The 22,277-nt window shown below is 34.8% G+C and carries 21 protein-coding genes, 3 tRNA genes, 1 riboswitch and 1 other annotated feature; of the genes, 8 read left to right on the top strand and 16 right to left on the bottom strand.

The window, feature by feature from the left end; all coding sequences use genetic code 11:
• Positions 1-242: 242 nt before the first annotated feature.
• From FD20_RS09380 to FD20_RS09365, 4 genes are all read right to left on the bottom strand, one after another.
• The gene (locus tag FD20_RS09380) at positions 243-671 is read right to left on the bottom strand and encodes a hypothetical protein (protein ID WP_057737990.1); all 429 of its coding nucleotides are present in this window, start codon (positions 669-671) and stop codon (positions 243-245) included.
• Between the two features lie 153 nt (positions 672-824).
• Positions 825-1,157, bottom strand: coding sequence for a hypothetical protein (locus tag FD20_RS09375; protein WP_057737988.1), 333 nt, complete (start codon positions 1,155-1,157; stop codon positions 825-827).
• A 51-nt stretch (positions 1,158-1,208) separates the two neighbouring features.
• Positions 1,209-1,655, bottom strand: coding sequence for a universal stress protein (locus tag FD20_RS09370; protein ID WP_057737986.1), 447 nt, complete (start codon positions 1,653-1,655; stop codon positions 1,209-1,211).
• Positions 1,656-1,709: 54 nt separating this feature from the next.
• Positions 1,710-2,012, bottom strand: a complete 303-nt coding sequence (locus tag FD20_RS09365; RefSeq protein ID WP_057737984.1) for a hypothetical protein — start codon at positions 2,010-2,012, stop codon at positions 1,710-1,712.
• Positions 2,013-2,195: 183 nt separating this feature from the next.
• On the opposite strand from FD20_RS09365, the gene FD20_RS09360 reads away from it, so the two are divergent.
• From FD20_RS09360 to FD20_RS09350, 3 genes are all read left to right on the top strand, one after another.
• Positions 2,196-2,279, top strand: a tRNA-Leu gene (locus tag FD20_RS09360).
• Between the two features lie 358 nt (positions 2,280-2,637).
• On the top strand, positions 2,638-3,219 hold the full coding sequence (locus tag FD20_RS09355) for a TetR/AcrR family transcriptional regulator (protein WP_057737982.1): 582 nt from the start codon (positions 2,638-2,640) through the stop codon (positions 3,217-3,219).
• A 704-nt stretch (positions 3,220-3,923) separates the two neighbouring features.
• Complete coding sequence (locus FD20_RS09350; RefSeq protein WP_057737980.1) at positions 3,924-4,412, top strand: TspO/MBR family protein; 489 nt, start codon at positions 3,924-3,926, stop codon at positions 4,410-4,412.
• A gap of 149 nt (positions 4,413-4,561) precedes the next feature.
• Here FD20_RS09350 and FD20_RS09345 read toward each other — a convergent pair whose 3' ends face one another.
• Positions 4,562-5,086 (bottom strand): YagU family protein, encoded by a 525-nt coding sequence (locus tag FD20_RS09345; RefSeq protein WP_057737978.1) that lies wholly within the window; start codon positions 5,084-5,086, stop codon positions 4,562-4,564.
• 187 nt (positions 5,087-5,273) lie between these two features.
• Positions 5,274-6,791: a gamma-glutamylcysteine synthetase gene (locus tag FD20_RS09340; RefSeq protein WP_057737976.1), complete on the bottom strand. Its 1,518-nt coding sequence runs from the start codon at positions 6,789-6,791 to the stop codon at positions 5,274-5,276.
• A 765-nt stretch (positions 6,792-7,556) separates the two neighbouring features.
• On the opposite strand from FD20_RS09340, the gene FD20_RS09335 reads away from it, so the two are divergent.
• The 3 genes from FD20_RS09335 (at position 7,557) to FD20_RS09325 (ending at position 9,491) form a co-directional block, all read left to right on the top strand.
• Complete coding sequence (locus FD20_RS09335) at positions 7,557-8,318, top strand: gamma-glutamyl-gamma-aminobutyrate hydrolase family protein (protein ID WP_057737974.1); 762 nt, start codon at positions 7,557-7,559, stop codon at positions 8,316-8,318.
• 295 nt (positions 8,319-8,613) lie between these two features.
• Positions 8,614-8,892, top strand: a complete 279-nt coding sequence (locus tag FD20_RS09330) for a hypothetical protein (RefSeq protein WP_057737972.1) — start codon at positions 8,614-8,616, stop codon at positions 8,890-8,892.
• 149 nt (positions 8,893-9,041) lie between these two features.
• Positions 9,042-9,491, top strand: coding sequence for a universal stress protein (locus FD20_RS09325; protein WP_057737971.1), 450 nt, complete (start codon positions 9,042-9,044; stop codon positions 9,489-9,491).
• An 11-nt stretch (positions 9,492-9,502) separates the two neighbouring features.
• Here the strand turns inward: FD20_RS09325 and FD20_RS09320 are convergent, their stop codons facing one another.
• Entirely contained in the window at positions 9,503-9,784 is a 282-nt protein-coding gene (locus FD20_RS09320) for a hypothetical protein (protein WP_057737970.1), read from the bottom strand.
• 163 nt (positions 9,785-9,947) lie between these two features.
• Between FD20_RS09320 and FD20_RS09315 the strand changes: the two genes are divergently transcribed.
• Positions 9,948-10,238, top strand: a complete 291-nt coding sequence (locus FD20_RS09315) for a hypothetical protein (RefSeq protein WP_057737969.1) — start codon at positions 9,948-9,950, stop codon at positions 10,236-10,238.
• Positions 10,239-10,557: 319 nt separating this feature from the next.
• Here the strand turns inward: FD20_RS09315 and FD20_RS09310 are convergent, their stop codons facing one another.
• On the bottom strand, positions 10,558-10,803 hold the full coding sequence (locus FD20_RS09310) for a hypothetical protein (protein ID WP_057737968.1): 246 nt from the start codon (positions 10,801-10,803) through the stop codon (positions 10,558-10,560).
• Between the two features lie 177 nt (positions 10,804-10,980).
• Complete coding sequence (pepV, locus tag FD20_RS09305; protein WP_057737967.1) at positions 10,981-12,381, bottom strand: dipeptidase PepV; 1,401 nt, start codon at positions 12,379-12,381, stop codon at positions 10,981-10,983.
• 95 nt (positions 12,382-12,476) lie between these two features.
• On the opposite strand from pepV, the gene FD20_RS09300 reads away from it, so the two are divergent.
• Positions 12,477-13,376, top strand: a complete 900-nt coding sequence (locus FD20_RS09300) for an NAD(P)H-hydrate dehydratase (RefSeq protein WP_157060889.1) — start codon at positions 12,477-12,479, stop codon at positions 13,374-13,376.
• A gap of 123 nt (positions 13,377-13,499) precedes the next feature.
• Here FD20_RS09300 and FD20_RS09295 read toward each other — a convergent pair whose 3' ends face one another.
• The 7 genes from FD20_RS09295 to FD20_RS09265 form a co-directional block, all read right to left on the bottom strand.
• Positions 13,500-14,213: a pseudouridine synthase gene (locus FD20_RS09295; protein WP_057737966.1), complete on the bottom strand. Its 714-nt coding sequence runs from the start codon at positions 14,211-14,213 to the stop codon at positions 13,500-13,502.
• A 9-nt stretch (positions 14,214-14,222) separates the two neighbouring features.
• On the bottom strand, positions 14,223-15,809 hold the full coding sequence (locus tag FD20_RS09290; protein WP_057738005.1) for a putative polysaccharide biosynthesis protein: 1,587 nt from the start codon (positions 15,807-15,809) through the stop codon (positions 14,223-14,225).
• Positions 15,810-16,381: 572 nt separating this feature from the next.
• On the bottom strand, positions 16,382-17,725 hold the full coding sequence (locus FD20_RS09285) for an amino acid permease (RefSeq protein WP_057737965.1): 1,344 nt from the start codon (positions 17,723-17,725) through the stop codon (positions 16,382-16,384).
• A gap of 180 nt (positions 17,726-17,905) precedes the next feature.
• Positions 17,906-20,320, bottom strand: coding sequence for a leucine--tRNA ligase (gene leuS, locus FD20_RS09280; protein ID WP_057737963.1), 2,415 nt, complete (start codon positions 20,318-20,320; stop codon positions 17,906-17,908).
• A 66-nt stretch (positions 20,321-20,386) separates the two neighbouring features.
• Positions 20,387-20,603: a binding site (T-box leader), on the bottom strand.
• 69 nt (positions 20,604-20,672) lie between these two features.
• The gene (gene metK / locus FD20_RS09275; protein WP_057737961.1) at positions 20,673-21,863 is read right to left on the bottom strand and encodes a methionine adenosyltransferase; all 1,191 of its coding nucleotides are present in this window, start codon (positions 21,861-21,863) and stop codon (positions 20,673-20,675) included.
• A riboswitch (SMK box riboswitch) is annotated at positions 21,861-21,942 on the bottom strand. Its footprint overlaps the gene before it by 3 nt.
• A 110-nt stretch (positions 21,943-22,052) precedes the next feature.
• A tRNA-Asp gene (locus FD20_RS09270) sits at positions 22,053-22,126 on the bottom strand.
• Positions 22,127-22,133: 7 nt separating this feature from the next.
• Positions 22,134-22,207: transfer RNA gene (locus FD20_RS09265), tRNA-Met, on the bottom strand.
• Between the last annotated feature and the right edge of the window lie 70 nt (positions 22,208-22,277).

The following is a 22,277-nucleotide window of genomic DNA, read 5'->3' as shown; positions in this document are numbered from 1 at the left end:
AACAGTTGCAGCCCATTAGGTAAAGATTAAAAACATTATTTATAAATATAATAAAAAATGTTTTGCAACTAAAAAAGCACACAAAAATTGCTCTTGCTACGCTAGAAAATCGCGCAGTGTTCGCTCATCATGCATGTTTTTTTAATTTATATTTTATTCTTTAAAAAAACTGATATTCTTCGTATAAATTTTTTCGTAAAGGCTCCATTTTTCAGCACTCAAAGTGCAAATTGCAGTATAAATCACAGTAAATTCTTTCCTAGAAGAAAAGATTGCATAAAAATAACCGGTGCACTGACAATCAGAAATACATACTTCATAAAACTAAGTCCCGCGTTCATCAGAAAATCCCTTGGATCATTTTTTGTTGTCTGTACAGTTTTAACACGTGACATTGTATCTCCGCCGTCGTTTAAGTTCTCTTTTGATTCCAATTTTTGATTTTTCCGCGTTCGCGATGGTATCTGATCATCACTTTCCTGTATGTCTATACTCTTTTTTTCAAGAAAGCGCTGGTTAAATGGATAAAGCATTATATAATTGCTGATTAAATAATAATTTAAAAGTAGTTTCCAGTCTGTATTCCTTACCAGATTAACAATTGCTATTAAAACGATAAAAGAAACTAGGGCTTTTAAAAGTGATAATCCATAATCTTTCATAATAGCCATTTTTAAAATCTCCAATTCAATTTACTTATGTTTCTCAGAGGATACATTTAGCATTCTAACACAAAAAAGCCTACCTCTGGCAAGTTTAATAAGACTTTAAAAAAAAATAACCTTAAGACAATCTGACCGTATAAATAGTCGATTACCCCTCAGTTATGCTTTGTTAATGGTTTTAATTACTTTCTTATCTAAATAGTTAACATAAATTGAAGTGATTGTATACAGATCCAAAAAATACACTACCTCAATAAGTGATGCGAAAAATGCCATAGCAACTGAAAGCCAAAACAGAATTTGCCCCAAAAGCAGCCAGCGTTTCTTATCAGCAGCCACACCCAACAATTCTTGATTCTCAGTGACAGCCATTTTTTCAGCCTTAGCAACATTCATCTTGCTTCGTAACTTTTTAACTGCCAAGCTTGTTTTTAAATTGTAAACAATCAAGATCCCAAGGCTGCCAACAGCAATAAATTCAAGCCATGTCATCGCTCAATCCCCCTCTAACACTGGTGTGTTTCAATGCGTTCGTCGTTTTACTTAACGAACAACCATTACATCACAATGTGCCATGCGGATAACGTAATCAGTAATGGCCCCCATTAGTATACGTTCGACTGGATTTAGACCTGTTTTACTGATGATAATCAAATCCGAATGATACTCATCTGGAAACTCCTTTGATATTATCATCCGCGGTGAGCCAAAACGTGCATGAATGGATACATCCTTATGTCCAGCTTTAAAAACTTTTTCTTCAAGCTCTTTCAAATATGATTGGACGTTTTCAAATGTGGAGTAAATAATATCACCAGTCGGATCAATTACCCCACCTATATTGCTAGCAAAATGCTTAACATCAATTACATTTAAAATATCAAGATGTGCACTGTTCCTCTTAGCGATTGCAATTGCTCGTTCTAAAGCTCGTTCAGCATTCTCTGAACCATCTACAGGAACTAGTATCTTTTGGTATTTTTGTACCATTGACTCCCACCCCTTTTCACTACTTAATTATATCATTATTACCTGTAATTGTCTTTAACGCTTGTTTGTGCTGTCTATATATACTCGGCAATTGATCCGAATCCAGTCCAAATTTTCAAATAAAGTATTCTGCCTATTTAAAAAAGAAGCCATTCTTTCAAGTAATTCGTAATAGTCACTCGTATCCGCATTTTGTTTCTCATTCTTCAACTCAGAACAACATGATTTAATTATCGTTTTCTCCACCAGTTGCGCGCGATATTCCTCCCCAGATACAAAAAGTTCAATTGCACGCTGTGCTTCTTTGCGATAAATCTTTGCTCTATCAATTAAATAGTTTCTATTCGTTTTATGCATAACCAAACTCCATCCCAGTTATAATGTTTTCGCTTACATCATTACTAATTCTAATTTAACCATTACTTGAATGCAAGAAGATAATCTTCTCACAAAGTCAAATTTCAAGTATTCACGTTTCACTTTAAATAACCTCTTTTAATTTGCTGACAAATATTGTATACTGTTGAAGTACTAATTTTTGCCCTCGTGGCGGAATTGGCAGACGCGCAGCGTTCAGGTCGCTGTTTGGGTTTCCAAGTACAGGTTCGACTCCTGCCGAGGGCATAATGGATTCTTTTGTATTAAGCTTTAAAAACATAGTAGTGCATCAGCAAGACACCAATTAGATTTGATGTCTTTTTTTATTGCATAAAAAATAAGCCCCCATATCAAATACAACGGGGGCTTTTCGATGTCGAAATAATCAAGTTAAGATATAACAGGCTTAAAACCTGATGGGTTAGACACGTTAATTTACGTAATACAAAATGAAAATTGAACGCAATAGTGTAATGACCTTATTTAGATAATTGCAATTTTAAAATCTACAATAATTTTAAAAATTTATATAGCAAATTATTAATAGCTTAATCTAATTGTGATAGACTATAGTCACTATTAAGCAATCAGGGGGAACATCAAGATGTCATTTACTCCAACTCAAAAACGTATTCTCAAAGCCTTTAAGGATCTGCTAATCCAAAATGGCTATCGAAATGCTACGACCCACAAAATTGCAGAATTGGCTATGGTCAACGAAACAACTATTTTCCGCAATTTTAAGGATAAACGGGGTTTATTACAAGCCACTATTGATCAATATCTAGCCGATATCGATCATCTAAAACATGAACAGAAAGACACTGGAAACTTAGAGAAAGACTTGACTGCCATGGCCGATAAATATCAAAAATTTGTCTTTGACCATCAAGCAATTTTTATGATTGGACTGCGTGAATCTTTTGCACTACCTGAGGTCAATAAAGATGTGGAGAAAATCCCAATTCATTTCAAGTCCCTGCTAGTCAATTATTTAGAAAAAATGCAACAAAAAGGACATATCTCACAACATGCTGATATAGAAGTTCTGGCTATGAATTTTGTCTGGTTAAACTTTGGCTATTTTTTAACCCAAAGTCGTTTTGATAGTCCTCTCTTAAGTATCAACCACAAGGATTTTTTGTCCAAAAATATTCATAGTTTCGTCAAAGAACTCACATGCTAGTTTTATTTTTTTGCATAACTTTAAAGTTATGCAAAAACTTACATACTTAAGTACTGCGCTCATATTCTTAATTTCTATCATTTGAGTCATAGTCCCTAAACAATACACCGGCAAAGTGCATTAAAACCCAACAATGCATTTCTCCTCCACGTTAAAAACTCTATTATCAGCTTTTTTATCATTAATCTCTCTTTCCTTATAAGTTAACTAAAATTTACTTAAAATTATTTTTTTACGATAAGACATTATGCTTGACCTTTTTATGAAAACGTATATAATTTCTTTTTGTAGTTAATAATAAAGGAGGGGAAAACCATGCTGAAATGGTATTTGGTTGACGTTAAAAGCAAGAAAAATATGACTAATGTTTTAGTACAGGCCTTTTCTCCAGCGGAAGCTCAAGAAAAAGCATCACAAGACTTAAACTAAAAACTTAAGTACCTCTAAATTATAAATATATTTAAAACGAAGTCATTTTTAAAGAAAGGCCCTGTGACAGATATTTCTTTGTCGCAGGGCCTTCTTTACTTAGCCAAGCAATAATAATAGCTTTATTTCTTTCCGAAAGAAGCACTTTATTTAATCTGTGCTAAACATAAAATGATTTTAAAAAGTTCAATTACCACAATTGTCCACTATACCAAAGCATGTCTCAAATAAAATACTATATTTTATGTTACACTCGAAAAGAAAGGAGAAATTCTATGAAAACTAACTCAAAATACTCCAATCTTGTTAAATTAGCACTTTTTATTATAGTTGTTGAATTGATTGGTTCTCTCTCAGCCTTTTTTGCGGGAGACATCAAAAAAATCTACAATAATTTGCGGCTCCCGCCACTTTCTCCACCAGATTTTGTTTTTGGGATTGTCTGGCCGCTTTTATATTTACTAATCGGTATCTCTGGTTTTATGCTTTTACGTTCTTCATTAGGCAAAAGAAGCGATAAACTCAGTGCATTTATTTTGTATTCCGTTCAATTAATCGTTAATTTTATTTGGAGCATTGTTTTCTTTAATCTAAACCGTTATTGGCTTGGTTTGCTGCTTATTGTTATTCTTGATCTGCTAGTTCTAGCTTGCCTTATTCAGTTTTTTAAAATAAGCAAAATTGCCAGTATTCTATTCTATCCATATTTCGCATGGATTTTATTTGCAACATACTTAACTTTTGGAGTAGCACTACTGAATTAAGAATTCTTTGAAAAAATCCGAACCATTTTCAATTGGCAACTGCACAAGCAAATTTTATTTCTAAACAAAAAGATGATTTCGACTATATCAAGTATTCTCTACTTGAAATAAGAAGAAATCACCTTTTTTTAGAAATGATGAGTTATATCTTATTCGACCTCAACATGTCTCATACGTGCTTTAAAGTCATGACGACAAATTTCAAAAGTCCAAGCCCAAATTAAATGGCCTAAAAATTCTGAAAAATGTTCATCAAACGGTTGCATCCATGGAGCCGGGATTGTTCCTAACGCCGGTAAAATAATGATATGGAAAGCTATCCAAATCACAAATCCATAGACCGTTCCTTGAAGAAATGTAACTTTCAACCAATACTCAGCAAGCCAGCAATAAAGAATAGCGAATACAATTGAAAAACCAAAATGTAAGATTAAACTGACAAACTGCACATGTTGTCCAGAATAAACAAAGTAAGCATGTGTGATTCGATAAGGAATACCCATTTGCTGCATTAATTCCTGCGGCGGATTAGTCAAATTGCGAATCGTTGTACGTGGAGGTAGCAAACCTTCCCACCCGATTTTAACAAAACCGGAAATAATTCCACCAATCAGGCCTAAATACACAGCACGCCAAAACTTTGTTCCAGCAGATTCTTTCACAGTACTCTGCATAATGACACACCTCTTTTATAAATTTGCAGTATTTTCATCGCTCAACGCTGCACAAGTCTATCTTACATCAACCTTTTGTCAGTTCAACCCTTTTATACACATTAATCATTTTATGATAAATAATTATCAGTAAACACTTTGGATCATCCTTGGCTGCTATCTTAGATTCTCGTTTATCAAAGCTAAGTTATTCTATTTTCAAGGCTGGAAAAAGTTTGCAGAGATACTTCTGTGCGTTTATGCTCCTTAAATTCTCAACATCTACCCTTTTTGTAATATTTGAATAAGTCAGTTTAAGAATAATTCTGTTGTTTCCCCGTTTTTCAATTGTATAATTAATACCCAATTCAACTGCTTTAAAGATTAACGACTGAGTTTTGTCCGAAAAATTTGACATAGCGGGAAGCAGTACATTAGCATCTGTTAATAATTGTTTATGTTTAGCTGAAACTTTATTTCCAAATTCTTGCAAACTTCCATTTTTGATAACAGGCATCAATCTGCCTGCGGGGGTTAGCTTGGGATGGGTCAATACATTATTAAAATTCTGCAATATTCTTGATGTTTCTTCAGACTCTAGTCCCAAAAATTTCACTAACTCTAACATTTTTTCTAAAACGACTTTTCCTGTTTCAAGCTTAAAAGTTATTTTGTCTGGCTGCTCCAAGGCGACAGCATTATTTTCATCAAATGCTTGCTTTAATTTATCCTTAATATTTTTCTCATCAACAGGTGTAACCAACAAATAAATCAAGAAGATCTTTAAAAAAATTAATGCATTGCGATCAACACCATTAGTACTGAAAGGGTTGTTATCAAACACTCGAAACTCTAAGTAAGAAATACCCTTAGTGTAATAGTCACTTAACCTATCTTGACCTCGAAGCCTAACTGGACCGTAAAACTCAGCTGGTCCATATAAAAGACCTGTCTTAACTGCACACTCAAGCCCATCAATAAAGTTCTCAAGAGATGAATATAGCGTTACATTAACCTGATCCGCTCTATTATTTACATAACCAAAACGACTGTTACGGATACTTCTAACTGGATGTTCAAATTTAGGATCAGAAGAATGAGTAAAAAATCCTCTTTCGGCTACAGGACTCGCACCAAATAAGTATGTTATCAACCAGCGATTAAGTACAAAGTTTTGCACTATGCGAAAATACAACGTATTTTTAAAACTATTAAAATTTTCAAAATTCTTTTCATAGTGCTTATACAAACATTCGAAAAAAGAATTTGGAATGCTATAATTCACATGAACTCCTGTGATGATTTTTCGAGGAACTCCGTATTTTTTTATTAGATACTGACGATAATTTTTATACGCTGGCCGATCAAAATGCTCAGCTATAAATTGCTTATCCAGACTGTCAAGCGCAGGCGGCATACTTAACGGCCAAATCCTATCATTATTTTGAAGTGAACGAGTTAAAATCGTTTGAAGAGTATCTAATTGTTGAATAACTTTACCCACAGAATCAAAAGGAGCTGTGATAATTTCACTTTGTGACTCCGAAAAATCAGATTGAAGGTATGGATGATAGGCTCTGGAACCTAGCTTTTGCGGATGCGGTTCACGGCTCAATTTTCCATTGTGATCAACTCTGTGTTCTTCAACTTCAATACCTAAAAAGCTTTTACATAATTGGCGAGAAAGTTCTTCTTCTTTAATAACGTTTAACAAATTATCCAACATCGCACTTAACTCCTTTTAATTGCTGCCTTTGCATCCTATTATACCGGAACTTATATCTTATAGTATTAAACATGATTAAAATTTCAAAACAGATATTCATGATAACATTTTTTCGCCGAATAATTTAATCGAGCTTCACCCTTGATGTGTAACAGAATACGCTGGTTTTTACTCGCCAATTTATTACCATGCCTTATCCGCCTTTATCAAAGGAACTAAATCAAAAATGTAATTTTGCTCTATTTTCCTTATTTATTCTGTATAAATGTGTTCCATAATTCAATTCAAAAATTCTTCATTTAACTTTGAATTATTTATGATAGAGAATTACACTGTGTTCATAATTTGGAGTTAGTGCTCAAGATCTACTGTCTTATGTCACATAACCAAATTTATTATTGACAAATAATGCATTGTTGCGTATGATAAAAAGAAATACTTAAAATTATGAGAAGAGTAGTTTTGTTTATGGATTTTAAAGCGACCACCAAATGGTGCAAGGGTGGATTCAGAAACATAATGAAGATGAACTCAGTTATTCTAGACGGTGCAAGCTTGCTAGACGGTAGGGATCGTTAAATTCCTAAGCTTTTTATTGAAGCTAATGAGGCAGTGGATGCAAATCTTCTGTAAATATGGGTGGTAACACGAAGTACCTTTCGTCCCATCATTGATAATTATCGATGATGGGACGAAAGGTACTTTTTTATTTCACTTCTTTTATTATTTCTTACACCTGATTATTAAAACAAAGGAGCTCTCGCTATGATACCTAAAATTGGAATCGCAAGTAACCACTTAATTCATCCAACTAAAAAATTTAATACAAATTATGTCGACTACATCCAAATGGCTTATGTTGACGGAATACGACAAAGTGGCGGTTTACCAATTGTTTTACCGCTCGGTAAAACAACTGAAGCCAAAGACTATATAGAAACTATCGATGCTCTACTACTAGCAGGTGGACAAGATGTCGTCCCCACATTATACGGTAAAGAACCGATTCAGGAATTAGGCGAAACAGATTTAAATCGAGATCAATTTGAAATATCTTTAGTAAAAGAAGCCCTTAGGGTACACAAACCTATTTTTGGCATTTGCCGCGGGCAACAACTCATAAATGTTGCTCTAGGCGGTTCTCTATATCAAGATATTCATCTTCAACTTGGAATAAAAACACAGCATAATCAATATCCAACTGCATTCGATGTCCCTACTCATCATATAACAACTTCTTCTGATTCTTGGTTGAAGCAATTATTTGGTCAACGCTTGCTAGTCAATTCATTTCATCATCAAGCTATTAATAAACTTGGTAGAGAATTAAATGTTGCAGCTCAGAGTGATGATGGCATAATTGAATCAATAGAATCTAACGATGGAAATATTTTTGCAGTCCAGTTCCATCCAGAATGCTTATTTAAAACACATTCAACTTTTGGAAAAATTTTTGACCACTTGATTGATAAAGCAGTAAAACAAAGAAAAAATACGATCGAAAACTTAATTCGTTCAGTTTCGTAAAAAAATTAGCAACTACAATAATACCAAAGATTGAGATGAAAATATATTTCATCTCAATCTTTTTATAATACGTTTAAAAATGCTATTTTTTATTAATTGATTAATAAGTATAGCTTTTCTTGTATTTGATACATTTTATACTTAATATAAAACTCCCTCTACTCACATTTTTTGATTTTTGAATATAATAATAACCTAAAATTACTAAAATATTAATATTGTCCACATTATATATATAAATTGTGTACTTTGTTATTGATTTTAGGTTATAATTTATCTAAAGGGAGTGATAGGGATGCTTGACTATGCCTTTATTAGGGAATTTATGCTTTTTATAAATAAGTCAAATATTAGTACTGGTCCAACTGAAAAAGAAGCAATCAATTTTGCAGCTTGTTATAATATTAGCAAACGTGAACTTGGGTACATCGAAACACTTTTGTCTGAAGCGGACTTTACTACCCATAAACCGATACGCGTTGAAAACAGATTTGTTAACTTAACACCCGGTATTTTAACTACAGCTGGTAAAAGTGCTCTGCTAACAAGCAAAATGATACTTGAAGTTGATTAAAAAAAGACCATAACAGACAGGTTAAGCACACAATTCTGTTATAGCCTTTTTCATTTTTTATAACCATCTTTATAAAAAATTCTATTGCTTTTTTCTTCTAAGCAATTACAATTGGTTTAAGGTTTCCTAACTTCAAAGGAGTGACACAGATGACAGCAGATTATCAAAGAATTTTAGTGGCAATAGATTGGGATTCAGCATCTGAAAAGGCCCTGAAAACCTGCGTTGCATATGCACGCGAACACAATCTTCAACTCGATATACTCCACGTGATCGATTCTTCATTGTTGAGCTTCGGAAACATTGATTTTTCCCCTTCAAGCCAAAAAATTTATGAACTCGAGCAAAAAAATATGTACAAACTTGAAAAAATTCTATCCACTGCACTAGAGAATGGATCTTCAGAGTATCAAACTCACATCCATCTCCGCTTTGGAGACCCACGTACGGTGATATCATCTGACTTTCCTTCAGAATATCGCAACGATTTAATAGTCCTAGGTACGACACAAAAGAATCGTATTCAGAGGACTTTTGTCGGATCAGTTTCAAATCATGTTGTTAAAACGGCTAAATGCGATGTGCTTATTGTACATTAATGTTAAATTAACTATTTTTTTGGAAAACTAATAACTGTTCCATATCCATGTAGCATCATATATTTCGGCCCTACAGAAACACGCACAATTTCTGAATTAAAGGAAACACCTATGACCCCGTCACCATCTTTCGCAGCAGCTCGTTCTATTAATTTTGATTTGACCTGATTATACAAGTCATCATATTGATCCACTTCATCAATCCTGTCCGCTATCAGTGTGCGTTTGGCAGTCGCATTTACTATCCCCAAAATCATATAAGTTCTATTTATGTCCCTTGTCGTTAAAAACATCCCTACACTCCTTTTTCTGAACACCATCACTAATTTTATTTTAAAGTAAGTTAATTCTCTTGACAAGTACATATGTCGTCAATAACTTTTTATTCAAACTTGCCATTCACAGTTAAAACTAGTGTGTGGTATACTATTTAAGTTAATGAAAGGCGGTTATTGAATGCATTTTTATATTAATTTAACAAACAATCTTAAGCTTCAAATTGATCCTGATACAATTGTAACTGGTTATCGTGTTTCAGGAAAACCTAGCGAAGGAAAATTAGATAAGGTTTTCTCTACTTCCTTTTCCAAATGGCATGAAGAAAGTAATTTCAATCATAGCCAGGATGACATGCTTAGTTATCTTGCATGTATGCTGACACACATTGATTGGTTCTCCATTGGCGCGGTTAAGGATAATCATAATCTCTTTAATACAAATAGCGTTCAGAGTATTATCAAACTTTAAAATCTTAAAACTCACTGAAACTATTATCCGTGATGAAAAGTAAGAGATGAGATCACAACAAAAAACAATTTTGTTGTGGTCTCATCTTATTTTATAAATATTCCACTATATAATATTGGTACACTTGAATATAGGTCTAAGTTAGTTAAATAATCTAGCTAGTTATCTTTTTACAGTATTTTATGTTTTATTGAAAATACTTGTACAAAAAAAGCAGCACCTTAGCGTTGCCTAAAATCAAGCAGTTTGACATGTACCCAAATTTTCCATCCACCTCAACAAGCTGCTATATTTTACTATGCAAAAGTATTGCCTAGACCTACAAAAAAATACGATAATTTCGTTTATTGATGTTGATAGTTTCCTTTGTTGTCTTCTTGGAATTCATTTTTAACAAATTTTTCAACATCCGCTCTAGCTTCCCATCATCTTTCAAATGATCCAAAACATTTTTGTCTATTTTCACAGCAAGATGTTCTTTCTTGCTGGGCACCAAAAACACCTTTGAATCTTCATTGTCCGATAAAATATTTGCTTCAAGTTCATGCATAAATCCCTTTTGCATATCACGACCCCCTCATTCACACTAACTTAAGTGTACGCCTTATTTTTTTTAATTTCAAAAAAAATAAAAATATTTTTTCATATTTGCGTATATAATTAAGTTATCATACTAAAAGAACAAGCTTATTCTAAGAGCAAATAGGGGTTGAAGATATTATATTTCTAGATTGGGATTTACTTATTCAATTAATTTATATATAGCTTCAGCATAAATCGCAGCAGCCTTTATTAAATCCTCAATTGGTATAAATTCATTTGCTTGATGCATCGTATCTGGAACATTCGGAAACATTGCTCCAAATGCTACTCCCCTTTTCATTAAGCGAGCATAAGTTCCTCCACCAACAACTACTCCATATCCCTTGTTACCGGTTTGGCTTTCATATACTCCTAACAAAGTCTTCACCATAGGATCATCTAATGGAACATAATGCGGTTCTTGAAGTTTACCCGCTAATTTTATAGTGGTACTTAAAGCAGCAGTTTTTTTCTCCAAAATATTTCTTATTTCCGCAGCTTTTATTCCCCGCGGAAACCGGAAGTTCAGAACTACGCTTCCTCCAATTGAATCTCTAAAATTGAAAATGCCTGCATTCATCGTTAAATCACCCATTATATCATCTGTAAAATGCATACCCAAACTATCCATACGAGAATCCTGATGCAACATTTTTGCAACAAACTCAATGTAAGCCTTAGCTCCGCCATTCAGCTTAAAATTATTCAAAAATAAAGCTAAATATGTCCCTGCATTTATACCCTTTCGAGGTTCTTGCGCATGAGCAGCTTTCCCAATTACTTCAAGTGTTATCATTCCATTTTTTCGTGAAATATTTCCCTGAACTGGATTTTGAGAAATAAATTTCTTAAATAATTTTTCAGTTGTCTCGAAGTCTACTCCACTTAAACGTGCAATTGCTTCTCTTGGAACCATGTTTTCACGCATACCCGACTGAAAATCAACAAGTGCTACTTTCCCTGTGCTCTCTCCTGAAAAATTAACGCTATAAGTGACGTTGCCCTTTTCTCCATTTATTAAAGGAAAAAAAGCATCTGGTGAAAAGCCAAAATCAGGCAGTGGCATTTTATCAAAATAATGGTTGACACATCTCCAGTGACTTTCCTCATCGGTTCCTAAAATAAAACGTACTCTTTTGCTAACAGGTAAATCCAACTCTTTAATTAATTTTAAAGCATAATAAGCTGCCATTGCCGGTCCCTTATCATCAGCAGCCCCCCTTGCATAGAGACGTCCATCCTTAATAACAGGAATAAATGGATTAGTGTCCCAGCCCTTGCCAGCTGGCATAACATCAACGTGAGCCAAAATACCTAAGATTTCACTACCTTTACCATACTCGATATGACCAGCGACCCCCTCAAGATTCAGTGTCTCAAAACCATCTCTATCAGCAATTTTTAAAAACTTAACCAAGGCTTTTTTCGGTCCTGGACCAAAGGGGGCATCTTCTGATGCCACACTCTCATCACGTACACTTTCAATTTTTAAGATTTCCTTCAAATCTGATAACAATTCATTTTTTCTTTTTACAATTTCACCTTTCCAATCTATCTGCATTACTATTCCTCCCCAAAATTTAAATTATGTGCTAATCTTATCATATCTAATAAATATTTCGTTAAATAACTGCATATCTCACACTAAGTGGATTTATGCTAAACTATAATAGTAATTCTATAACATCTTTAGAGGGTGATCATATCCATCAATTACAGAAAAATATCTTAAAAAAAATAATTTTACCACGCCCACTTGAAAGCCATAAAGGAAATTTTGGACATATCTTAACTATTGGCGGAAATGAAAATTATGGTGGAGCTATCATTATGTCTTCTTCAGCCGCTGTACACGGGGGTGCAGGACTTGTCAGTTGCGCTACAGACTCGAAAAATCTGACTGCACTTCACTCAATTGTACCGGAGGCAATGTTCATTAATTATAACAATGATGTTGACTTGATCAATGCAGTAAAAAAAGCCGATGTAATTGTCATTGGTCCTGGACTTGGAGAAAATACGGCTGCTCTCAAAATTCTTAAAAAAGTAGTTTTGAATACTGTTGAAAAACAATTCATAATTGTTGATGGCTCAGCAATTACTTTAATTTCTGACCAACAAAATCTTAAAACAATTTTGGCAAATCGAAAAACAATCTATACACCACACCAAATGGAATGGCAGCGTCTCAGTGGAATAAAAATTGCTGAACAGTCAGTCAGCAAAAACATATTAAAGCAGCACGAATTAGCTGGCACAGTAGTCCTTAAAAAATATCACACAACCATTTATCATACTAATACTCCCCCTTCACAGCTAAAGATAGGTGGTCCTTATATGAGTACTGGCGGAATGGGTGATACCTTAACTGGCATTATTGCAGCATTTTTAGGACAATTTCACTACAAGAACTATGAGCAAATCGTTGACGCTGCAGTCTACACTCATAGCGCTATATCCCAAAAGCTATCATCTTCTAGATATGTAGTTTTACCAATGGATATTATTGGCGAGCTTCAGAATTTTATGTATAAATACGCTTCGCAAGCAAGGTAAAACTCTTCTGCGACATATCTATTTATTTTAAATTATAAAAATTCAGTTGTAAATTGATCCCTCGATAATTACAGAAGGTCAATTTACAACTGTTTTTTGTATCTCAAACTATTTCCAAATAAATTAATTCTCTTTTAATTTTAAAATTTCATTATCGGTTAACTTTCGATAACTACCCTCTTCAAGACTGGCATCTAATTTCAGTGATCCCATTTCAATTCTATTCAACTCTATTACAAGCATCGAAAGAGCCCCAAACATTCTTTTTATTTGATGATACTTGCCTTCGCTGATTGTTATCTTGATCCAGCTACAATTATCTTCCAATTTTAATACTTGGACTTCAGCACCCTTAGTTCGTTCACCATTTCTAAGCATGATTCCTGATGCAATTTTTTTAACCGCATTCTCATCGACAATTCCAGCAATTTTAGCTTGGTAAACTTTCTTAACATGATGCGCTGGCGACAAAAGTTGATGGGCTAGTTTTCCGTCATTCGTTATTATCAGCAAACCAGTAGTATCTTTATCCAATCTTCCAACAGGAAACAATCCTCGCAAACAGTCTCTTTCGTTCAACAATTCAAGAACTGTTTTCTGGATTTTATCATTAGTTGCTGATACAACACCTTGGGGTTTATTTAGCATATAATAAAAGAAGTCCTGATATTCAATTATTTTGTTATCAACTTGTACTTGATCATCTTGCTCTTTAATTTGTTTTTTCCCATTATCAACAATACTGGAATTAACTCTAACGCGTCCACCTTTTATTATTTTTCTTACCTCTGAACGCGTTCCCAATCCTATATTAGCTAAATATCTATCAAGTCTCATTTTCCAACCTCACTTTATCCGCAAAAAACGTCGCAAAGTTTCCACTCTAGGTCCTAATATTTTATCAGCAATCCGTGTTTTAAGACATAAGTATATGTACACATAGCCGCCTGCCGTTGCTGCTAAGATTAAAACAAATAGTGATTGGATTCTGCTGTATTGATTTAAGAAAAAGCTGCTAAGGTGAACCACCCCCAACGCTACCATAAACATTAGTATTGAAAAAAACAGCAGGCCATCGAAACGTCGTACAATTCGATGATAGTCCATTTCAAAATGGGAGTAAAAGAAACGAAGCATTAACAAATTGGATACCATCATTCCTATACCTGTAGCCAATAATGGCCCAAAACCTTGTAAAAATGCAACTAAAGGCACTTGAATAATTACTTTCACAACAAGACCAATTGCAAAATATTTAATCGCAATTTTATTTTGATAAACTCCTTGCAGTAGTGAAGAAAGTACCATAAACAAACCTATTGGAAGGGCAATATAGGAAGCAAAACTCAAGACAAAAATACCGGTATAATCATACGTATAAAAAATAACATACAACGGTTTAGCAACTGCCGCCATTCCCAGTGAACAAGGTAACATAACAATCAAAAACAACTCAAGTGCATCATTTATCTGAATTGAAATTTGGCCTTTGTCTTTTTTCGTATATGCTTCAGAGAGTAATGGAATCACCGTTATTGCCATTGCTGAAGCCAGTGATATTGTAATCATAATAAGTTTATTTGCATTTCCAGCAAAAAGTGCAAACCAATCATTTATACGACGAACACTTAATTCTGAAAAATGCTGCATTACGGACTGAAAAGTAAATTGATCAATTAAATTATAAACTGTTGTCGATACCCCAATAATGATAAAAGGAACTGATTCGTACAAAACTTCTTTAATAATACGACCATCCGAAACTTTTAATTGATTGGAACTCTGAAGGACTAATTGATCCATATAATCTTTTTTACGAAAATAATATAATATTAGTATTAAAAGGCCGCCCAACGATCCAATAAATGCGGCGAAAGTTGAATGCACTACCCCTGTTACATAACCTTCCTTCAAAATTCGCATAATGAAAAAAGTCGCTACCAACATATAGATAATGCGTACTATCTGCTCAAGTAACTGCGACATTGCTGAAGGAAACATATCTTGATATCCCTGAAAAAAACCACGGGTTAAGCTCATAACCGGAATAATTATCAAAGCAATAGATAAGGAACGGTAGACAGGCACTAGATTAGCATCCCCCTGTGATATCCAAGGCGCGCCAATCCACATAACACTCATACATGTAATGCCAATTATCACCATTAACAATAACGATTTTTTAAATAAGCGACGTCCAACTGCATATTCATTCTGAGCATTATAATGAGAGACTTGTTTTGCAACAGCCGAAGGAATACCAGAAATTGCAATCATTAAAAACATGCTGTAGACTGTATATCCCTTTGTATAAAGAGCATTAGCTTGCAATTTATCTGCCCCGAACCAACCGTACCAAGGAATAATGTAAATTGCACCCAAAATCCGCGAAAAAATACTCCCAACTGTCATCCAGGCTGAACCTCTCAGCATCTTTTCTTTTGCTGTTTTGTTAGTTGCTGAATTCCTGCCAAAATTGTCAGGTTTAATCTTCTTGTCAGTAGACCATTTTGCCATTTTATTATCCTGCCTTTTTGCTTATTCAACTTTGTTAATTTTAAACTGTTTTGCAACAACAAGCAATGCATTGAATTATTAGATATTATAAACTTCTTTGTTAAGTTTAAAGCTACTTATTTAACTATAAAAATAACGTTTTTTAAATGAAATAAATTTATCTATTTTACGAATTCCTAACCCCTAGATTATCTTCCAGTAAACTAAAAACGACCTCTATCCCTATAAAAAAGGATAAAGATCGTTGTATACTTTCAAGACCAACAAGAAGTCTTCCAAAAACGTGCCCAATTGAGTAAGTATTAATGACAAAATTTCCGACTACACGTGATTCGCATTAAAATGGAAATAATTAAAATAATACGACTTTTGAAATAAAGCTGATACGTTATACCGTTTCTATCTTAACAACATTTAAAGTGCACATTAACATAAGAAACAGGCACACTTAAACGTTTTTCCAGACCAAGTTCTTTAAAAAGATAAAATTACGCTTTGCTTTTTAAAGAAGTAAATTTGTAAATCAATCCTAATGCAGCAAACCAGATAATCGAAAAAATAAGTGAAAGAAGTGTACTTTTACTTAATGTCAGGAGAAATAATACTCCGATAAAGAAGACTATTGTAATAATGTTAGAAAACGGATAAAAAGGCATTGGAAAAATCCGCTCCTGCTTTTTATTCTGTAATCTGTATTTATAATGACATATGACTAAAACAACCCAAACAAAAATAAAGCTGATAGTAGCAACTCCTGAAATAATTTCAAAAATACTCTTTGGAACAACGTAGTTTAAGAGAACGATGATAAACAATACAACAGAAGAAAAAATCAATGATTGAACCGGTACGCTTTGGTTACTCGTGTTCCCAAAAAAATGAGGTGCTTTTTTGCTATGCGATAAAACATAAAGCGTACGGCTTGTACTGAAAATTGCACTGTTGCATGCTGATAATGCAGCGGTTAACACCACAAAGTTTATAACACCCGCAGCAACTTTAATTCCAATTCCAGAGAAAACCTGAACAAATGGACTGGAAGTGGTCGTGATTTCATTCCATGGATAAATACACATCAAAACAAACATCGATCCTAAATAGAACAAGCCAATTCTGATAGGCAGACTATTAATAGCACGTGGAATATCTCTTTTAGGATCCTCAGTTTCTCCAGATGTCAAACCCACCATTTCAATTCCCGTAAAAGCAAAGATAACCATCGGAAAAGCTGCTAAGAAACCTGACCATCCCTTTGGAAAAAATCCTCCGTAATTGAATAAGTTACTGATACTTACTTGATGACCACTAACATTCGTCTGAAATAAAATCAAAATAATTCCTGTTACAATTAAGGCTATGATTGCCAACACCTTAATGCTTGCAAACCATGATTCTAGTTCACCATAGATGCCCACACTCAATAAATTAAAACCTAGCAAAATAAGAATAATAACCAAGGGTGTTACCCATTGAGGAATAAAAGGAAACCAGTAGTCAATATAAATACCACTAGCCGTTAAATCAGCCATCGCTAAACTTTCCCAACATAACCAATACGTCCAACCAATAACGAACTCCCATCCGTCACCCAAATAAACCCGCACAAAATCGATAAATGATGTAAGTTTCGTATTAGATAGCACCAATTCACCAATTGCACGCATCATGAAAAAGCAAATAATACCGGCAATCAAATAGGCTAAAATAATTGCTGGCCCTGCTTTTTGTATCGCAGTCCCTGATCCCAAAAACAATCCTGTTCCGATTGCTCCGCCAATAGCTATCATTTGCACATGACGGTGAGTTAAAGCCCGCGAAAGTTCGTTCTTCATATCTCTATCATTCCTCCTAGATTAAAAAAAACTAATGTAACTAAATCTTAATAACATATGTTTTTAATTGTATAAAATTAATGTCACTGTTGCAAATAGAATTTTATGTTTTTTATTAATAAAAAAAGATCAGCATTGAAGAATGTCTGATCTTTTTTGTTATACTCCCTTATAACAAGGTCATTTTACAACGATACTAACCAGCTTACCAGGAACAGCAATAACTCGCTTAACATCTTTTCCATTAATAGCTTTTTGAATTTTTTCGTCTGCTAATGCCTTTTGTTCTAATTCCTCTTTTGAAATTTCCTTGGAAACCGTCAAATGCTGTTTTACTTTTCCATTCACTTGAACCACAACTTCAATTGTGTCCTCGACCAACTTAGATGAATCAAATGTTGGCCATTTTTCATAAGTAATTGTCCCAACATGCCCCAACTTCGTCCACAATTCCTCAGCAACATGTGGAATAACTGGAGAAATCATCTTAACAAAACCTTCGATATATTCAAGTGGTAAAGCATCTACTTTATATGCTTCATTAACAAAAACCATTAATTGTGAAATGGCCGTGTTAAAATGCATCGCGGTATAATCTTCCGTAACCTTCTTAACAGTTTGGTTATAAATGCGCTCTAACTTACCGTCATTCAATGTTGTGATACGATCACGCAAATTATCTTCCTCATCGATAATCAAACGCCATACGCGATTAATGAATCGATTAGCCCCATTTAATCCATCTTCACTCCAAGCAATTGATGCATCCAATGGTCCCATGAACATTTCGTATAAGCGCAAGGTGTCAGCACCATATTGTTCAACAATATCATCTGGATTGACAACATTTCCTTTAGATTTAGACATTTTCTCATGATTGTCACCTAAAATCATTCCTTGGTTCACCAGTTTTTGGAATGGTTCTTTTGTAGGAACAACTCCAATATCATAAAGGAATTTATGCCAGAAACGTGCATACAAAAGATGGAGAACCGCATGCTCTGCACCACCAACATACAAATCAACAGGCATCCACTCTTTTAATTTGTCATAATCAGCAACTGCTCCTTGATTATGTGGATCCACGTAACGAAGGAAATACCATGAACTACCTGCCCACTGTGGCATTGTATTTGTTTCACGTTTTCCTTTGCGTCCATTTTTATCGACTACATTAATCCAATCATCTAGATTAGCCAATGGACTTTCACCAGTTCCAGAAGGTTTGATGTCTTTTGCTTTAGGAAGACGCAAAGGAAGCTCATCTTCAGGCACAAGTGTGGTTTCACCATCTTCCCAATGAATGACCGGAATTGGTTCACCCCAATAACGTTGACGAGAGAACAACCAATCGCGCAGACGATAATTAACTTCTTTATCTCCAGCTTTATGTTCTTTCAACCAATCAACAATAGTTTGAATTGCATCTTCCTTGTTCATACCATCTAAGAAACCTGAATTGATGTGTTGACCATCACCTGTATAGGCTTCCTTAGAAACATCGCCGCCTTCAATAACTGGTATGATTGGCAATTTAAATTTGGTAGCAAATTCATAATCCCGCGTATCATGTGCTGGAACTACCATTACCGCACCAGTACCATATGTAGCAAGTACATAGTCAGCAATCCATAATTGAACTTTTTCACCGTTAACTGGGTTAATTACGTAACTTCCCGTAAAGACCCCAGTTTTCTCTTTTGCCAAATCCGTTCTTTCCAAATCAGATTTATGCAGAATCTTTTGAATGTAGTCATCAACACTCTTTTTTTGTTCTGGTGTGGTTAACCCTTTAACAATATCCAACTCAGGTGCCAGAACAAGCGCTGTTGCACCAAAAATAGTATCTGGACGAGTTGAAAAGACTTCTATTTCTTTGTCTTCATGATCGGCAATTTTGAATCTGATGCTTGCGCCAATAGATTTACCAATCCAGTTACGCTGTTGTTCTTTAATATTTTCTGGCCAATCGACATCATCTAAGTCTTTAATTAAGCGATCAGCATAAGCTGTTATTTTCAGCACCCATTGTCGCATTGGTTTCCGAACAACTGGGAAACCTCCACGTTCAGTTTTTCCGTCAATAACTTCTTCGTTTGCAACAACCGTCCCAAGATCAGGACTCCAATTAACAGCTACCTCATCTTCGTACGCGAGACCTTTTTCATATAACTTCTCAAAAATCCATTGTGTCCACTTATAGTAAGAAGGATCTGTTGTATTAATTTCTCGATCCCAATCATATGATAAACCTAAGGATTTAATTTGGCGCCTAAAATTATTAATATTTTCTTTAGTGAATTTACGAGGTGAATGACCAGTATTAAGAGCATACTGCTCAGCTGGAAGCCCAAAAGCATCCCAACCCATCGGATGCAAAACATTATAACCTTGCATCCGCTTCATCCGCGCAATAATATCTGTTGCCGTATACCCCTCTGGATGTCCAACATGCAATCCTTGTCCTGATGGATATGGGAACATATCTAAAGAATAGAATTTTTTACGCTCTGGATCCTCCGTAGTTTTAAAAGTTTTGTGTGTTTCCCAATAATGTTGCCACTTTTGTTCAATCGATTTATGGTCATAACCCATTATCTTGTTCATTCCCTTCATAAGAATTAAATAAAAAAGTCCTATAGAAGCTCTTTCAAAAACTTCATATAGGACGAGAAGACTCGCGGTACCACCTATTTTCCGGTATAAAGAGATCTTTACACCAGCGCTCTATTTTTTAACGGAAATACCCGTTCTTGTTTACTAAAGTTCAACAAGAAACTCTAAGGTGAGTTCAAAGCGATGCTATTGTGTACTTACACCCAAACATACACTCTCTGTAATAGCAGTCTCCCTTACTAATCCCTATTAGCGTTTTATTTACATTATCGTAGCAAAACGAGCTTAAAATTGCAAGGCACCACAACATAAAAAAGCTTCTGGGCAAAAACTACAAATTCAAAGCCTTTTTAAGTTCGTTAACTTTGTCTGTTTTTTCCCAAGGTAACTCTACATCAGTCCGACCAAAATGACCATAAGCTGCTGTTTTTTTATAAATTGGTCTCTTTAAATCAAGCATTTCAATAATTCCTGCAGGTCTTAAATCAAAGACTTTTCGAATAGCAGCCTGAAGATCCTGTTCAGAAAATTTTGATGTTCCAAATGCATTTACAGAAATCGAAACTGGCTGAGCTACACCAATTGCATAAGCTAACTGAACTTCAACCTGAGTAGCAATTTTTGCTGCAACAATATTTTTAGCTATGTATCTAGCAGCATAGCTTGCAGAACGATCAACCTTCGTAGCATCTTTACCAGAAAAAGCACCACCACCATGGTGAGCATAACCACCATAAGTATCGACAATAATCTTACGACCTGTTAGACCTGCATCGCCCTGAGGTCCACCTACAACAAAGCGGCCAGTAGGGTTAACAAAGTATTTTGTTTTTTCATCTAAAAGTTTCTCTGGAATAACAGCCTTGATAACTTTTTCAACGACATCTTTACGAATTGTTTCCAAACTTGTATCAGCATCATGCTGCGTCGAAATAACAACTGTATCTACTCGTGCAGGTTTATTGTTTTCATCATATTCTACTGTAACCTGCGCCTTAGCATCCGGCCCCAAATAATTTAATACATGATCTTTTCTAATTTCAGCTATTTTACGCATCAGTCGATGACTCAAAGAAATTGGCAAAGGCATTAATTCTGGTGTCTCATCAATAGCATAACCAAACATCATTCCTTGGTCACCAGCACCTATCTGATCTAGAGGATCAATGTCCCCCTCACGGTTCTCAAGTGATCGATCAACGCCCTGAGCAATATCTGGTGACTGTTCATCAATAGATGTCATCACGGCACAATTATCACCGTCAAAACCATACTTATTGTTAACATACCCAATTTCCTTGATTGTATCTCTAACAACTTTTTGAATATCAATATATGCACTAGTAGAAACCTCACCTACAACAACTACTAATCCAGTAGTGACGGTTGTCTCACAAGCCACACGTGCATCAGGATCTTTCTCCAGTAATGCATCCAAAATTGCATCACTTATTTGATCAGCGATTTTATCTGGATGTCCTTCTGAAACGGATTCTGACGTAAACAAATGTCTTTCTGACACGATAATTCCCCCATTCAATAATTTGGTTACAAGGCATCTTCACACAAATGAATCCTATCGGGAATGTGCTGTAACATATTTTATTCTAACACATCTTATCACTTGTTGAAATATCGATATTCGCGAACAACGGCACGAAAAAAGGCACTGTTAAATAACTAACAGTACCTTACTTAAAAGTAACATCTACGGTCCTAGCCGGATTTGAACCGGCGATCTCCTGCGTGACAGGCAGGCGTGATAAACCCCTACACCATAGGACCATACTAATTGCGGGAGAAGGATTTGAACCTACGACCTTCGGGTTATGAGCCCGACGAGCTACCAGACTGCTCCATCCCGCGATAATTATTAAAGTGACCCGTACGGGATTTGAACCCATGTTACCGCCGTGAAAGGGCGGTGTCTTAACCA

The sequence above is a fragment of the Liquorilactobacillus uvarum DSM 19971 genome, assembly GCF_001434935.1.
GTDB lineage: Bacteria > Bacillota > Bacilli > Lactobacillales > Lactobacillaceae > Liquorilactobacillus > Liquorilactobacillus uvarum.
This window is presented reverse-complemented; position numbering and strand designations above follow the sequence as displayed.

What these genes read in the sequence shown, in the direction of transcription:
- FD20_RS09295 (WP_057737966.1), bottom strand. Translation starts at nt 14,213, where the DNA reads ATGAGACTTGATAGATATTTAGCTAATATAGGATTGGGAACGCGTTCA.
- FD20_RS09325 (WP_057737971.1), top strand. Translation starts at nt 9,042, where the DNA reads ATGACAGCAGATTATCAAAGAATTTTAGTGGCAATAGATTGGGATTCA.
- FD20_RS09300 (WP_157060889.1), top strand. Translation starts at nt 12,477, where the DNA reads ATGCTAAACTATAATAGTAATTCTATAACATCTTTAGAGGGTGATCAT.
- FD20_RS09375 (WP_057737988.1), bottom strand. Translation starts at nt 1,157, where the DNA reads ATGACATGGCTTGAATTTATTGCTGTTGGCAGCCTTGGGATCTTGATT.
- FD20_RS09320 (WP_057737970.1), bottom strand. Translation starts at nt 9,784, where the DNA reads ATGTTTTTAACGACAAGGGACATAAATAGAACTTATATGATTTTGGGG.
- FD20_RS09285 (WP_057737965.1), bottom strand. Translation starts at nt 17,725, where the DNA reads ATGAAGAACGAACTTTCGCGGGCTTTAACTCACCGTCATGTGCAAATG.
- FD20_RS09290 (WP_057738005.1), bottom strand. Translation starts at nt 15,809, where the DNA reads ATGCTGAGAGGTTCAGCCTGGATGACAGTTGGGAGTATTTTTTCGCGG.
- FD20_RS09345 (WP_057737978.1), bottom strand. Translation starts at nt 5,086, where the DNA reads ATGCAGAGTACTGTGAAAGAATCTGCTGGAACAAAGTTTTGGCGTGCT.
- FD20_RS09365 (WP_057737984.1), bottom strand. Translation starts at nt 2,012, where the DNA reads ATGCATAAAACGAATAGAAACTATTTAATTGATAGAGCAAAGATTTAT.
- FD20_RS09335 (WP_057737974.1), top strand. Translation starts at nt 7,557, where the DNA reads ATGATACCTAAAATTGGAATCGCAAGTAACCACTTAATTCATCCAACT.
- FD20_RS09370 (WP_057737986.1), bottom strand. Translation starts at nt 1,655, where the DNA reads ATGGTACAAAAATACCAAAAGATACTAGTTCCTGTAGATGGTTCAGAG.
- FD20_RS09310 (WP_057737968.1), bottom strand. Translation starts at nt 10,803, where the DNA reads ATGCAAAAGGGATTTATGCATGAACTTGAAGCAAATATTTTATCGGAC.
- FD20_RS09315 (WP_057737969.1), top strand. Translation starts at nt 9,948, where the DNA reads ATGCATTTTTATATTAATTTAACAAACAATCTTAAGCTTCAAATTGAT.
- FD20_RS09330 (WP_057737972.1), top strand. Translation starts at nt 8,614, where the DNA reads ATGCTTGACTATGCCTTTATTAGGGAATTTATGCTTTTTATAAATAAG.
- FD20_RS09350 (WP_057737980.1), top strand. Translation starts at nt 3,924, where the DNA reads ATGAAAACTAACTCAAAATACTCCAATCTTGTTAAATTAGCACTTTTT.
- FD20_RS09340 (WP_057737976.1), bottom strand. Translation starts at nt 6,791, where the DNA reads ATGTTGGATAATTTGTTAAACGTTATTAAAGAAGAAGAACTTTCTCGC.
- pepV (WP_057737967.1), bottom strand. Translation starts at nt 12,381, where the DNA reads ATGCAGATAGATTGGAAAGGTGAAATTGTAAAAAGAAAAAATGAATTG.
- FD20_RS09355 (WP_057737982.1), top strand. Translation starts at nt 2,638, where the DNA reads ATGTCATTTACTCCAACTCAAAAACGTATTCTCAAAGCCTTTAAGGAT.
- FD20_RS09380 (WP_057737990.1), bottom strand. Translation starts at nt 671, where the DNA reads ATGGCTATTATGAAAGATTATGGATTATCACTTTTAAAAGCCCTAGTT.
- leuS (WP_057737963.1), bottom strand. Translation starts at nt 20,320, where the DNA reads ATGGGTTATGACCATAAATCGATTGAACAAAAGTGGCAACATTATTGG.